Consider the following 12,941-nt stretch of genomic DNA (forward strand, 5'->3'; position numbering starts at 1 on the left):
AGGCGGCGGCATGATGAGGCAGGCAGTGATCATTCTGGCGGCGGCCATGGCCGTCTCGCTGGCCGCGCAGGCCCGGCAGATGCCGTCCTTCAGCCAGTTTGACCTTGATGGTGACGGCCTGATCTCGGAAGACGAATATGTCTCCCACCAGACCGGCACGCGCCGCGCCAGCGAGTCCGAAGCCATCGCCAAGTTCACCAAGTTCGATCTCGACCAGAACCGCATCGTCACCGAAGATGAGCTCTACGAGGCGGTCTACGCCGCGCAGGCTGAGAGGACAGGAACATCCGTGTCCGCGATTGATCTGGCTGATAGTCAGTAACCGCATTTGACATGGACCGGGGGAGGGCCTGCCGCTGGCGGGCCCTCTTTGCATTCCGCCCGCCTAGGGGGAAGTCCCTATGGGGAAAACCCGCCTGTTGAGGTACATGTTGCGACGGGACAGCACCCAGAGGAGACCCGCCATGGCGAATATTTGCATCATCGACGGCCACCCGGACCCGGCCCCGCGCCACCTCATCCACGCCCTGTGCGATGCCTATGCCGAAGGCGCCGCGCAGGAAGACCACGCCGTCTCGCGCATCAACGTCGGAAGTCTCGATTTCGGCTTCCTCAGCACGCCGGACGATTTCGCCACGCCGCCGCCGGAGCCGGTGCTGAGCGAACGCCAAAAGATCGCCGACGCCGATCACCTGCTGATCGCCTTTCCGCTCTGGCTCGGCGGCATGCCGGCCAAGCTGCGCGCCTTCTTCGAACAGGCGGCGCGGGCAGAATTCTTCCTCGCCGCATCCGACAGTGCCCACAAATGGCCCATGCAGATGATGAAGGGCAAATCCGCCCGAACGGTCATCACCATGGGCATGCCCGGCCTTGTCTACCGGTTTGGCATGGATGCCGGCGCCCTGCGCGCGCTCGAGCGCGGCGTGCTTGGCCTGTCCGGCTTCAGTCCGCTGCACCACACCATCCTTGGCGGCGCGGGCGAGGTCGATGAGGCCAAGTTCAAGCGCTGGTGCACCGACATGCGGATATTCGGACGCGAGGCGGTCTGACCCCGCATTCCCTCGCACAGGCAGGCTTGATTTTCCCGCCGCTGGCTGTGACCAGTGTCGCCGGAGGATTTCGCCCGTGCAGACAAATCGATTCGACCTGCTGCGGCTGGTTTTCGCCTCCATGGTCGTCGTGTTCCACGCCGTGGCCCTGACCGCGATTGACCCGCGCGGCCCGCTCGAGCTCTGGCTGGGGCAGGGCGCCGAGATCGCCATCCAGGGCTTCTTCATCACCTCCGGCGCGCTCGTCTCCGGCTCGCTCGCCCGCGCGCAGACCCTGTCAGACTATGCCGGCAAGCGCGTCCGGCGGCTCTATCCGGCCTACGCCACCATCATTCTCATTCCCGCGGTCATCTCGCTCCTCCTCAGCGGCGACCTGGCCGGCGTCCTCGCCTACCTTGCCGCAAACCTCACCTTCCTGAATTTCCTCGCACCGGGCCTGCCGGGCCTGTTCGGGGCGAACCGCTTCACCGAGGTCAATGGCGCGCTCTGGACACTCAAGATCGAGGTCATGTTCTATCTCGTCCTGCCGCTCATCGCGTTCGTCCTGCGCCGCATGGGGGCTCTCTGGTGGCTCGGCATCGCCCTGCTCTATGCGGGCGGCGAGGCCTGGCGTCTCGCCTTGCCCCACCTCATCGACCACCCCGCCGCCCCCACGCTCGCCCGCCAGCTGCCCGGTCAGATGGCCTTCTTCGCCAGCGGCATCGCGCTCTGGCAGGTGTGGGACATCGCAAAGGCCCGCCCGTCTTTGTTCGGCCTGGCCGGTCTCGTTCTCGTGGCCGCCTCGTTCGCGCACCCGGTGCTCGCGCCCCTGCGCGCCGCAGGCCTGACCGGCCTCATCGCCGCCGTCGCCTTCATGCCCGGCCCAGTCCTCAACGCCGCCCGCTTCGGCGATGTCAGCTATGGCCTCTACATCACCCATTTCCCGATCCTGCAGGCGCTTGTGATGCTTGGTGTTTTTGCCGCGCTCGGGCCGGTTGCAGGCTTTGGGCTTACGGGTTTAATCGTATTCGCCGCGAGCCTGCTTCTCTGGCATAGTGTCGAGAAACCCGCCTTGCGTCCGTCCAGTCACTACCGGCAGGCTGCCGGAACCGAACGGCCCCTCAAACGTCAGGATACCCTATGACCGACCCCGTAGCCGAAACCCTCTATGAAACCATCCGCCTCGCAGCGACGCAGGAGGGCCTCGCGGTCGTCACGCTGAACCGGCCTGACGTGCATAATGCGTTCAACGCGCTGGTGATCGAGGAACTGACCGATGCGTTCGATACGATCGCCGATCAGGAAACCATCCGGATGATGATCCTGCGCGGCAATGGCCCGTCCTTCTCAGCCGGGGCTGACCTCAACTGGATGAAACAGGCCGCCGAACTCCACACCAAGGAAGACAATGAGCATGATGCCCAGCGCCTCGCTGCCATGCTCCAGTCGCTCTATGAAATGCCGCAGATGACGCTCGCCCTCGTGCACGGCGCGGCCATGGGAGGCGGTGCGGGCCTCGTCGCGGCCTGCGATGTGGCGGTGGCCATGAAAGGCACCAAGTTCCGCTTCTCCGAAGTCCGTCTCGGCCTCACACCGGCAACGATCAGCCCCTATGTCATCGATGCCATCGGCCCGCGCTGGGCCCGCGCCCTGTTTGTCACGGCGGAAAGTTTTGATGCCGACTATGCCGAGCGCATGGGCCTCGTCCACTATGTCGTGGAAGACCAGGCTGGCATGACGGCGATGGAAGAACACCTCGCCAATCTTGTCTTCTCCGCCGCGCCCGGTGCCATTGCCGATGCCAAGAGGCTCGTTGCTGATGTCACCGGCGAGGTCATCGACAAGGATCTCGGCCATGAAACCGCACGCCGCATCGCCGCCCGCCGGGCGTCGGAGGAAGGCAAGGAAGGTATTGCGGCCTTCCTCGAAAAGCGAAAGCCTAGTTGGAGCCGGTAACCAGCTTCTCTGTCGCCGTCTTCACGGGCAGCCCCATGTCACCCAGGAATTCCAGTGTCGCCTCCACCGGGTTTATCCCGGTCATGCTCGTGATCGGTCCCTGGAAGACATAGACCAGCACGCCGAACATGATGAGGTAGATCACGAACTGCATCGCTGATTTCAGCAGGAACGCCCCGGCGCTGCCCGCGACAAGACCGACGCCGCCAAGAATCAGCGCGCCCGCAATGGGTGTCAAATTGCTGACATCGGCTGCCTGTGTGTAGCCGATATAGCCGCCTACGGCGGCGCCGACGATGCCGGCAAGACCGCTCAGCTGAACTCCCGAAGCATAAGCCATATTTAGTCCCCTCGATTGACCAAGGTTAATCCTTACGACAGGCCGCAATCGTAACAAAGCCGGAATTTCACCCAGGGAACGGCCCGTTCCGGTCTCAAACCCGCCCGGATCGGAGCAGAAGCAAGGCCCCATGTCGTCTGCGCCCACTCCGCCCCCTTCCACCCCCCTGCAGCACCGCATGCATGCCGCCCGCGCCGCCCTCCACGCCCGCTGGGTGCGCGGTCCCGTCAGCCAGGCGGCGTTCGAATTTCTCGCCTTCGGCATCAAGCAGGCCTGGGCCTGCCTGTTCGGCGGGGCCATGCTCGCCCTCCTTGTGGCGACTTTCCTGTTCTACCCGGAAGGCGCTCCCGTATCGCGCTACGACTTCCTCGTTCTCGCGGCCATCGCCATCCAGGCCATCATGCTCCTGTCCGGTCTGGAGACGTGGGAAGAGGCCCGCATCATCCTCGTCTTCCATATCGTCGGCACCTTGATGGAACTGTTCAAGACGCAGGCCGGCAGCTGGATCTATCCCGAGGAGAGCTTCCTGCGCATCGGCGCCGTGCCGCTCTTCTCCGGCTTCATGTATGCCGCCGTCGGCTCCTATCTCGCCCGCGTCTGGCGCATCTTCGCCTTCCGCTTCACGCACTTCCCGCCGCTCTGGCTGCAGGGCCTTCTGGCGGCCGCCATCTATGTGAACTTCTTCGCCCATCACTGGCTGCCGGACGTGCGCCTCACCCTCTTCGCCGCCACCCTCCTCATCTATGGCCGATCATGGGTCCGATTCCGGCCGGACGTGTCCTACCGGCGCATGCCGCTGGTCGTCGGCTTTGGTCTGGTTGCCCTGTTCATCTGGTTTGCGGAAAACCTCGGAACCTTCGCCCGCGCCTGGGCCTATCCGGGGCAGAAAGACGGCTGGGAAATGGTGTCACTCGCCAAACTCGGCTCATGGTACCTGTTGATGATCATCAGCTTCGTGCTCGTCGCAACAGTTCACCGTGCTCATCCCGCCCGGCGCAAGTCGTAACCCCGCAACTTGTCTTTTCGGGCAAAATCGGGTCTTGCTGCGGCCATGATCAAAAGCCTCCTCATCGCCAATCGCGGCGAAATCGCCTGCCGCATCATGGCCACCTGCCGCGACATGGGCATCCGCACCATTGCCGTCTATTCCGACGCTGACGCCCGCGCCAAACATGTCCGCGAAGCAGACGAAGCCGTGCATATCGGCCCGGCATCCGCCGCCGACAGTTACCTGCGCGGCGACCGTATCCTCGGCGCCGCCAAGGCCACAGGCGCTGACGCCATCCATCCCGGCTACGGCTTCCTGTCGGAGAATGCCGAATTTGCCGAAGACGTGCGCAATGCCGGCCTCATATGGGTCGGCCCTCCGCCGTCCGCCATCCGCGCCATGGGCCTGAAAGACGAGGCCAAGCGCCTTGCCGAGGAAGCAGGCGTCCCCGTGCTGCCCGGCTATCGCGGCGAGGCGCAGGACCTGAAAACCCTGACATCAGCGGCAAAGGATGTCGGCTATCCGCTGCTCATCAAGGCCATCGCAGGTGGCGGGGGCAGGGGCATCCGTCTTGTCGCAAAGGCTTCCGCCCTGAAGGATGAACTTGAAAGCGCCGTGCGCGAGGCCGAAGCCGCCTTTGGCGACGGCCGCGTCATGCTGGAAAAACTGGTCGAACAGCCGCGCCATATCGAAGTCCAGGTCTTCGGCGATGCCCACGGCAACGTCGTCCACCTGTTCGAGCGCGACTGCTCGCTCCAGCGCCGCCGCCAGAAAGTGCTGGAAGAGGCCCCCGCGCCCGGCATGCCGGATGATGTGCGCGCCGCGATGACAGACGCCGCCGTGAAACTCGCAAAGGCGGTCAAATACGAAGGCGCCGGAACGGTGGAATTCATCGTCGATGGCAGCCGCCCGCTTAGCGTCGACAGTTTCTGGTTCCTCGAAATGAACACGCGCTTGCAGGTCGAACACCCGGTCACCGAAATGGTCACCGGCACCGATCTGGTCGAATGGCAGCTGCACGTCGCTGGCGGCGGCGAACTGCCCCTCGCGCAGGACGAGATCACGCTCAGCGGCCACGCCATCGAGGCCCGCATCTGCGCCGAGGATCCGTCCGAAGGCTTCCGCCCCGGCGCGGGCCTGATCCTGGAATTCGGCCTGCTCGAACCCGTGGACGGCGAAATCATCCGCTGGGACACGGGCTTTGAAACCGGCGACCGCGTGCCCTCGGCCTATGATTCCATGATCGCCAAACTGATCGTCTCCGGCGATGACCGCGACGAGGCCGTCGACCGCCTGATCGACACGCTCGCCCATACCCAGCTTGTCGGCGTCCCCTCGAATGCCGGCTTCCTGCGCCGCTGCGCCATGTCGGATGCCTTCCTTGACGCCACCCACCACGTCAACTGGATCGCGGAGCAGGGCGACGCGCTCACCGTGGCGCCGGAGGCCCACCAGCACGCCTCCGTCATGGCCTTCTGCGACGTCCAGCTTGATGCTCCCGGCGCGGCCCAGCCCTGGGATGTGAAGGATGGCTGGCGCATGAACGGCGCGCCGATGCGCAAGGCCCTGGTTGCGGTCGGCGGCGATGCCGACTGGATCGACCCGGACGATTTCGAAGCCGACCAGGACTTGCCGCTGCCCCTCGTCACCGACCTCTCGCCCCGCCGCTACGCTGTCACCACGGCAGCCGACAGCGTGCTGGTCGAGGTGCCGGACTATGACGCCGATGTCGAAGCCCTGCTTGGCGGCGACGCAGTCAAGGCCCCGATGCCCGGCAAGATCATCGCCATGAACGTTAAGCCCGGCGACATGGTCACGCGTGGCGACACGCTCGCCGTCATGGAAGCCATGAAAATGGAACACAGCCTCGCCGCTCCGCGCGATGGGGTGGTCGAGTCCGTCTCAGGCGCCGTCGGCGAACAGGTCGCCGAAGGGCTGGTTCTGGTCCAGTTGGTGGAGGAGGTCTAGGCGCCGAAGTCCGCGCCTACCAGAGCTCCTCGATCCGGGCGATCTTGCCCTCGCGCAGCGAGAAGACGACCAACATGCGCGTATCGTCGTCGGGCACGCAGCCACCGGGAGATACAGACCCCGGCGCGTACTGAATCGCGTAGGAATTGTCGCCCGGGATGGAATTGGTAATCGCGGAGCAGAAGGTTGCCGGCTCTTGATAGCCTCCATTCGACTGAATGCGGCTGAAGGCTGTGTACCAGGTCTCGCGATTGAAATCGGCCTCATAGGCCGTGTGCAGGTAGCGCACGTCCCGTGTCATAAGGTCGAAGAGGGTGTTGATATCGACAGGGGTCGAGCCAGACCTGTATATGGCGTCAAGCCGGTCAAAGTATTGCACTACGGCGTCTGGCACGTCGGCACGAGCATCCGGCTTCTGGTGAGCGCATCCGGCGACCAGCATCGCCAGAAGGACATAGACAGCCCGGCGCACTGTCAGGCCGCCTTCAGCCGCTTGAGCGCCCGCTCCCGCCCGATCAGCGGCATTAGGCTCGCCATGTCCGGGCCGTGTTCCTGGCCGGTCAGCGCCTTGCGCAGGGTCATGAACAGGCCCTTGCCCTTGCGGCCCGTCGCGGCTTTCACGGCATTCGTCCATTCGCTCCATGTCTCTGCCGTAGGGCCGCCCGCGGGCAGCAGGTCAGCCGCCTGAAGCACGAAATCCCTGTCCTCTGCATCGACCAGCGGGGCGACATCACCGAACACGACACCCACCCAGGCCGTCACGTCCGGCAGCAGCGAACAGTTCTGGCGCACTGCGGTCCAGAAATCCTCATCCGCCGCACGCGGGTCAATCGCCGCCAGCCGGTCCTTCACCGCGTCAAACGGCAGGCCATGCAGGATGGCGGCGTTGAGCGACAACAGGTCGGCCTCGTCAAACCGCGCCGGCGCCCGGCCGATCTTGCCGAAGTCGAATTCCTTGGCCAGCTCGTCCAGGCTGGCGCGCGCCTCGACATTGTCAGACGTGCCGATCTTGGCCAGCAGGCTGGTAATCGCCATCGGCTCATAGCCCTGCGCGCGCAGCTCGCCCATGGAGAGCGACCCCAGCCGCTTCGACAAGCCCTGTCCGTCAGCGCCGATCAGCAGCGGCGTGTGGGCCATTTGCGGCGCCTTGCCGCCCAGCGCCAGGAAGATCTCGATCTGCGCGCCGGAATTGGTCACATGGTCCTCGCCGCGCACGACATGCGTGATCTTCGCGTCGATATCGTCGACCACGGAGGGCATCGTGTAGAGATAGGAGCCATCCTCGCGTACCAGCACGGGGTCTGACAGGCTCGACGTGTCGATGCTCTGCGGCCCGCGCACCAGGTCGTCCCATTCCACGCGGTTGCCGGACAGTTTGAACCGCCAGTGGGGCTTCACGCCATCGGCTTCCAGTTTCGCCTTCTCGGCATTGCTCAGGTCCAGCGAGGCCCGGTCATAGACCGGCGGGCGCCCGCGCGAGAGGGCGATCTTGCGCTTGCGCTCCAGTTCATCGGCGCTCTCGTAACAGGCATAGAGCAGGCCCATCTGCTTCAGGCGCGCGGCAGCCTTGTCATATTCGCCGAACCGGTCCGACTGGCTGAACGTGTCTGCCCAGACGAGGCCAAGCCAGGTCAGGTCTTCGCGCAGCCCGTCCTCATATGCCTTGGTCGAGCGTTCCACGTCCGTATCGTCGATGCGCAGGATGAATTTCCCGCCCTGCGAGTGCGCAAACAGCCAGTTGATCAGGGCCGTGCGCACGTTGCCAACGTGCAGGCGCCCGGTGGGCGATGGGGCAAAGCGGACAATCGGGTGGGTCATGGGCGTGGTTTTCCAGTCATCAGAAGCCGCTTTCGACATCAAATTGCTCAAAAAGCCAAGGCATCAGCGTCACAATCTTGCTATTGTTTGTGCTAATCATCCAGACTCAAGCGAGTCGCCCGGAGGAGTGGAACATGAAATTTGGCAGCATCTTGGCCGCAACGGCTGCGGCCGTCGTGCTGGCAGCGTGTGGCCAGTCCACCGACGCGCCAGGCGAAAGCGATATCATCGCCACGGACGGGTCGGAGATTGAACCGGAAAATACCGGCAGGACAGGCCCGGCCAGCGACTATGTCCAGCCCGATTATGCCAAGCTGTCGGGCTATGGCGAAGGCTGGTACATTTCGCCCGGCTGGCCCGGCGAATATCCGGCCGGCTTTGTCGTGCTCGACGAGGGCGTCACGGTGAAGGCGCGGGCGCTGCCCAATCCGGCGGCCCCGCAGGACATGGACTGCACACTGCCGCGCCTTGCCAACTACCAGCTCTGGAACAATCCGCGCGTTGCGGCTGACGAGCTCGAATTCTTCGTTGCCACGCGCACCTTCCCGGTCACGCTCACGCAGGATGCCTCCGTGGAATTCATCAGCGATGCCGGCAGCATGCAGACGCTCGACCTGAAGCAGGGCGATCAATTCATCTACCTGCGCTATCTCGGCGAGGGCTTCGCCATCCTGTCTTACGAAGGCACGGAATACGACATCAACGAAGCCGAGCTGATGGATGTCACCGACATCCAGAACAGCAAGGGCGAAGAAGACGAATGGGTCCGCGTGACCTGCGCCGGCGGCGCCCAGCCATGGCTGCTCTATGACGAAGTCGTCGCCGTCGACGGTATCGTGCCGTCACCGATCACGGGATATGGCGACGCCAGCGACATCACGCTTGAACAGGTCGAAACCATTCGCGCCGAAGCCGCACAGAATGCTGTGGCTGTCGAGGAATTTGCCAACCAGCCCATCGAATAGGGCGAGGCGTCAGGCTGGCGCCGTGGCATCCGATGCAATGGCGAGCAGGCGCGGCTGCAATAGCAGCATCACGCCGCTGGCGAGCAGGAGGTACAGCCCCATGGCGAGCAGTTGGGTCGGGAAAGTGATGCCCTGATCGATCAGGTAGCCGGTCAGCAGTGGCGACACGGCCGAGGCGCCCACCACGAACGCAAAGGTCAGCGCGCGCAGTTCGCCGAGATATTTCAGGCCGAACAGTTCCGGCCAGATCGCGCCTGACAGGGCGCTGTCAAACCCGGCCGTGAACCCGATCAGCACCATGACAGGCCACACGACCCAGAACCCGCTGCCCAGTGCCAGGGCGATCATGCCCAGCGCCATCGGCAGCAGGTAAATCGGCAGCATCCGGCGCGCGCTGAACCGGTCGATCAGGCCGCCCGCCAGCAGCGACGCGCCGACCTGCACCGTCGCGAACACGGAGAAGGCCAAGGCATACTGCACCATGTCCCAGCCCTTCACGGAGATCAGGTTCAGCTGGTGGAACAGCAGGCTCGTCATCATGAAGGAAGGGCACAGCATGCCGGTCAGCATGAACCAGAAGGCTGGAGCGCGAACCACATGGCGCCGCCGCCAGCTGGTCTTTTCACGGGCCACGCCGGCTCCGTCCGCAAGTGCCGACCCCGACGGTACGCGCTCGCGCGACAGCAGCACGTAGAAAACGGGCAGGGCCACCACCAGCATGACAGCGGCTGCAATCAGCCATAGCGAACGAAAGCCCAACGCCGCCAGTCCGGCCACGGCCAGGGCAGGCGTGAACGCGATGCCTGCGGCATAGCCAAGTGTCACGATGCTCAGCGCCCGGCCCCGGCGCGCATCGAACCAGCGTCCGGTTGCCGTCATCGACACCTGGCTCATCATGCCCTGACCGAACAGGCGCAGCCCGAGGAAAGCGAAGAACAGCATCCACACCGCCTGCACCATTGCCATCAGCAGGCACGCGCCCGCGAGGCCTGCCGACACAATGACCGCCGCCGTGCGGGTTGACACGCGGTCCACCAGCTTGCCGAATTCCAGCAGGATCAGCGCGCTCGTCGTCGTCGCCAGCGCATAGACAAGGCCGATCCCACCATGGCTCAGGCCGAAGCGCGCCATCAGCACGTCATTCGACAGCGAGATGAAATAGGTCTGGCCGAAACTGGACGCGATGCACAAGAGGAAGCCTGCGAACAGCCATCGCGCTTCGGCGCGCAGGAAACGGATCATGCTTGACGGCCTTTCGGTTCTTCAGACACTGGTCGAAAATTCCGAAGCGGTGAAGCCTGTTTCCTGAAACAGGGGCTTTCAGTCGTCGCGGAACCGGTTCGTGATCGGATAGCGCCGGTCCCGCCCGAAATTCTTGCCGCCCACTTTCACACCGGGCGGGGCCTGTCGGCGCTTGTATTCGGCAATATACAGCAGGTGCTCGATCCGGCGCACCGTTGCCGCATCATGCCCGCGCGCCATGATGTCATCAATGTCCTCTTCGAGGTCCACCAGTCCGCGCAGGATATCGTCGAGCACGTCATAGGGCGGCAGGCTCTCATCGTCGCGCTGGTCCTCGCGCAGCTCGGCTGAGGGCGGCTTACTTATGATCCGTACCGGGATCACCTCGCCGCCGGGCCCCAGCGCCCCGCGCGGGATGGTCGTGTTGCGCCACTTGGCCAGTTCGAACACTTCGGTCTTGTAGAAATCCTTCAGCGCATTGTAGCCGCCGCACATGTCGCCATACAGCGTGGCATAGCCGACGGCCATCTCGCTCTTGTTGCCCGTCGTCACCACCATGTGGCCGAACTTGTTCGACAGGGCCATCAGCGTCACCGCGCGCAGGCGCGACTGGATGTTCTCTTCCGTCGTGTCCGGCTTCGTGCCGGCAAACTGGCCGGCCAGCATCTCGTCCAGCGCATTCACGCCGGGGCGGATGTTGATCACGTCATACTTGCAGCCCAGCATCTCCGCACAGGCCTTGGCATCCTCCAGGCTGTCGCTGCTCGTATACTTGGACGGCATCATCACGCACCAGACGCGCTCTGCCCCCAGCGCGTCCACCGCAATCGCCGCCGTCAGCGCACTATCTATCCCGCCGCTCATGCCGAGCACGACGCCGGGGAACCGGTTCTTGTTCACATAGTCGCCCAGCGCCAGAACCGCCGCGCGATACTCTGCTTCCCAGCCCTCGGTCAGCGTTTCCTTCGGCCCGCTCTGGAAGCTGCCGGTCGCGCCGTCGAACGATACCATCGCCGTGCCAGCCTCGAAATCGCCCAGCAGCTGGTGCTCGGTGCCATCATCGTCCACGGCATAGCTCGACCCGTCGAACACCAGCTCGTCCTGCCCGCCCACCTGGTTGACGAACAGGTAGGGCACGCCGGTCTTGCGCCAGGCGGAAAACGTCGAGTGGCGTTCCTCATGCACCGTCCGGCGCCATGGCGACCCGTTCGGTACCACCAGCATCTGCGCGCCCGCCGCCTTCAGCGCCAGCGGCACCCGGTCGAACCAGATATCCTCACAGATCGCGACGCCCACTTTCACGCCCTTCAGCGTGAACACGAACGGCGCGCCTTCGCCCGGCGCAAAGATCCGCTTCTCGTCGAACACGCCATAATTGGGCAGCTCGCGCTTGTCACAGCGCCCGGCCACCTTGCCGGCCTGCAACAGCACGCTGGAATTGTGCACCTTGCCATCCTCGGCCCATGGGCACCCGATCAGGATGGCCGGCCCGTCCGCCGTCTCCTCGGCCAGCGTCCTGACCGCCGCCATGGACAGCTCCACCGCCGAGGGCTTCAGCACCAGGTCTTCCGCCGGATAGCCGAGGATGAACAGCTCGCTCAGCACCAGCAGGTCCGCGTCCCGCTCCCGCGCCTCGGCATGGGCCTCGCGCGCCAGCGCCAGGTTGCCATTGATGTCACCAACCACAGGGTTCAACTGCGCCGCGAGAATATCCAGGACTTTGCTCATATTGAGCATTTAGGCGGATGCGGGGGCTGACGCAATCGACGGTGTATCGAATGCAATCCGCAAGAGCTTGCCGCCCGGACCCGGCCGGCTAAGACTATGCCAACCCGCCAGCGCGAAGAGGAACCCCCATGCAAACCCCCGCCCGGGCCGTCCTCTGCCTCGCCTTCCTCCTCCTCGCCGCCTGCGTCTCGCCCCTGCAGCGCGATCTGGACACCATCCTCCAGCCGCCGGAACTCCAGGGCGTGCGCTGGGGCCTCCTCGTTACCGACATGCAGGGCCGCGAGATCGCCGCCCTCAATCCCGACCAGCGCTTCCTGCCCGCCTCCAATACCAAGCTGTTCACCACCGCCGCCGTCCACCGCTGGCAGGACGATCTCGCCCTCATGGCCCCCCGCCTCGCCACGCATGTCACGCTGGAAGACTCCGGCGAAGACGCAGTCGAGCCCGCCCCGCCAACCCTCGTCCTCCACGGCCGCGGCGACCCGGCCCTCAGCGATGCGCCGGGTTGCGAAACCAGCTGCCTCGCCCACCTCGCAGACGCCGTCGCCGCCAGCGGCCTCACCCATATCACCCGCGTCATCGGCGACGACACATGGTTCCCGCATGACCGCTGGCCCCATGGCTGGAGCTGGGAAGACCTGCAGTCTGATGACGGCACCGCCGTCTCCGCCCTCACCCTGAACGACAATGCCCTCACGCTCAGCGTCGCGCCCGCCGCCACAGAGAGCGAGCCCGCCATCGTCGCCTGGGCCGATGGCAGCGCCGCCTATGCCATCCTGAACGAAACCGTCACCGCCGAGGCCGAGGCCGACGATTTCCTCATCGCCCGGCCGCCCGGCGCAGACACGGTCCGCGTCTCCGGCCATGTCCCGCCCGGTTCGCCCGCGCGGGCCTACCGGCTCGGCGTC

At 64.9% G+C, this 12,941-nt stretch carries 13 protein-coding genes; 8 read left to right on the top strand and 5 right to left on the bottom strand.

The annotated features are described in order from the left end of the window. Window positions 1-10: 10 nt before the first annotated feature. The 4 genes from VR74_RS17195 to VR74_RS17210 all read left to right on the top strand — a co-directional run bounded on the left by VR74_RS17195 (window position 11) and on the right by VR74_RS17210 (window position 2,984). Entirely contained in the window at window positions 11-322 is a 312-nt protein-coding gene (locus VR74_RS17195; RefSeq protein WP_045698842.1) for an EF-hand domain-containing protein, read from the top strand. Window positions 323-464: 142 nt separating this feature from the next. Continuing rightward, entirely contained in the window at window positions 465-1,049 is a 585-nt protein-coding gene (locus tag VR74_RS17200) for an NAD(P)H-dependent oxidoreductase (protein WP_045698844.1), read from the top strand. A gap of 76 nt (window positions 1,050-1,125) precedes the next feature. Then, on the top strand, window positions 1,126-2,172 hold the full coding sequence (locus VR74_RS17205) for an acyltransferase (protein ID WP_299951026.1): 1,047 nt from the start codon (window positions 1,126-1,128) through the stop codon (window positions 2,170-2,172). Next, on the top strand, window positions 2,169-2,984 hold the full coding sequence (locus VR74_RS17210) for an enoyl-CoA hydratase-related protein (RefSeq protein ID WP_045698846.1): 816 nt from the start codon (window positions 2,169-2,171) through the stop codon (window positions 2,982-2,984). Before VR74_RS17205 ends, VR74_RS17210 begins: the two co-directional genes overlap by 4 nt. Here the strand turns inward: VR74_RS17210 and VR74_RS17215 are convergent. Beyond that, on the bottom strand, window positions 2,968-3,324 hold the full coding sequence (locus VR74_RS17215; RefSeq protein ID WP_045698848.1) for a hypothetical protein: 357 nt from the start codon (window positions 3,322-3,324) through the stop codon (window positions 2,968-2,970). The genes VR74_RS17210 and VR74_RS17215 overlap by 17 nt on opposite strands. Window positions 3,325-3,502: 178 nt before the next feature. On the opposite strand from VR74_RS17215, the gene VR74_RS17220 reads away from it, so the two are divergent. Both VR74_RS17220 and VR74_RS17225 read left to right on the top strand, forming a co-directional pair. Beyond that, entirely contained in the window at window positions 3,503-4,330 is an 828-nt protein-coding gene (locus tag VR74_RS17220; RefSeq protein WP_045698849.1) for a DUF817 domain-containing protein, read from the top strand. A gap of 45 nt (window positions 4,331-4,375) precedes the next feature. Continuing rightward, the gene (locus VR74_RS17225) at window positions 4,376-6,280 is read left to right on the top strand and encodes a biotin carboxylase N-terminal domain-containing protein (RefSeq protein ID WP_045698851.1); all 1,905 of its coding nucleotides are present in this window, start codon (window positions 4,376-4,378) and stop codon (window positions 6,278-6,280) included. Window positions 6,281-6,296: 16 nt separating this feature from the next. Here VR74_RS17225 and VR74_RS17230 read toward each other — a convergent pair whose 3' ends face one another. Together VR74_RS17230 and gltX are read right to left on the bottom strand one after the other, a co-directional pair. Continuing rightward, window positions 6,297-6,752 (bottom strand): hypothetical protein, encoded by a 456-nt coding sequence (locus VR74_RS17230; protein WP_299951030.1) that lies wholly within the window; start codon window positions 6,750-6,752, stop codon window positions 6,297-6,299. Window positions 6,753-6,754: 2 nt separating this feature from the next. Then, window positions 6,755-8,098, bottom strand: a complete 1,344-nt coding sequence (gene gltX, locus VR74_RS17235; RefSeq protein WP_045698853.1) for a glutamate--tRNA ligase — start codon at window positions 8,096-8,098, stop codon at window positions 6,755-6,757. Window positions 8,099-8,232: 134 nt separating this feature from the next. Between gltX and VR74_RS17240 the strand changes: the two genes are divergently transcribed. After that, window positions 8,233-9,063 carry a hypothetical protein gene (locus VR74_RS17240; RefSeq protein ID WP_299951035.1) on the top strand — a complete coding sequence of 277 codons (831 nt, stop codon included), beginning with the start codon at window positions 8,233-8,235 and terminating at the stop codon, window positions 9,061-9,063. A gap of 9 nt (window positions 9,064-9,072) precedes the next feature. Here VR74_RS17240 and VR74_RS17245 read toward each other — a convergent pair whose 3' ends face one another. Both VR74_RS17245 and VR74_RS17250 read right to left on the bottom strand, forming a co-directional pair. Next, window positions 9,073-10,305 carry an MFS transporter gene (locus VR74_RS17245; protein ID WP_045698855.1) on the bottom strand — a complete coding sequence of 411 codons (1,233 nt, stop codon included), beginning with the start codon at window positions 10,303-10,305 and terminating at the stop codon, window positions 9,073-9,075. Between the two features lie 78 nt (window positions 10,306-10,383). Further along, window positions 10,384-12,033 (bottom strand): NAD+ synthase, encoded by a 1,650-nt coding sequence (locus VR74_RS17250; RefSeq protein ID WP_045698877.1) that lies wholly within the window; start codon window positions 12,031-12,033, stop codon window positions 10,384-10,386. Window positions 12,034-12,161: 128 nt separating this feature from the next. Between VR74_RS17250 and VR74_RS17255 the strand changes: the two genes are divergently transcribed. Further along, window positions 12,162-12,941 (top strand): D-alanyl-D-alanine carboxypeptidase (locus VR74_RS17255; RefSeq protein ID WP_299951038.1); only part of this gene is annotated, 780 nt, incomplete at its 3' end.

It is taken from the genome of Hyphomonas sp. BRH_c22 (genome assembly GCF_000961795.1).
Classification (GTDB): Bacteria; Pseudomonadota; Alphaproteobacteria; order Caulobacterales; family Hyphomonadaceae; genus Hyphomonas.

What these genes read in the sequence shown, in the direction of transcription:
- VR74_RS17245 (WP_045698855.1), bottom strand. Translation starts at nt 10,305, where the DNA reads ATGATCCGTTTCCTGCGCGCCGAAGCGCGATGGCTGTTCGCAGGCTTC.
- VR74_RS17225 (WP_045698851.1), top strand. Translation starts at nt 4,376, where the DNA reads ATGATCAAAAGCCTCCTCATCGCCAATCGCGGCGAAATCGCCTGCCGC.
- gltX (WP_045698853.1), bottom strand. Translation starts at nt 8,098, where the DNA reads ATGACCCACCCGATTGTCCGCTTTGCCCCATCGCCCACCGGGCGCCTG.
- VR74_RS17250 (WP_045698877.1), bottom strand. Translation starts at nt 12,033, where the DNA reads ATGAGCAAAGTCCTGGATATTCTCGCGGCGCAGTTGAACCCTGTGGTT.
- VR74_RS17215 (WP_045698848.1), bottom strand. Translation starts at nt 3,324, where the DNA reads ATGGCTTATGCTTCGGGAGTTCAGCTGAGCGGTCTTGCCGGCATCGTC.
- VR74_RS17220 (WP_045698849.1), top strand. Translation starts at nt 3,503, where the DNA reads ATGCATGCCGCCCGCGCCGCCCTCCACGCCCGCTGGGTGCGCGGTCCC.
- VR74_RS17240 (WP_299951035.1), top strand. Translation starts at nt 8,233, where the DNA reads ATGAAATTTGGCAGCATCTTGGCCGCAACGGCTGCGGCCGTCGTGCTG.
- VR74_RS17210 (WP_045698846.1), top strand. Translation starts at nt 2,169, where the DNA reads ATGACCGACCCCGTAGCCGAAACCCTCTATGAAACCATCCGCCTCGCA.
- VR74_RS17195 (WP_045698842.1), top strand. Translation starts at nt 11, where the DNA reads ATGATGAGGCAGGCAGTGATCATTCTGGCGGCGGCCATGGCCGTCTCG.
- VR74_RS17200 (WP_045698844.1), top strand. Translation starts at nt 465, where the DNA reads ATGGCGAATATTTGCATCATCGACGGCCACCCGGACCCGGCCCCGCGC.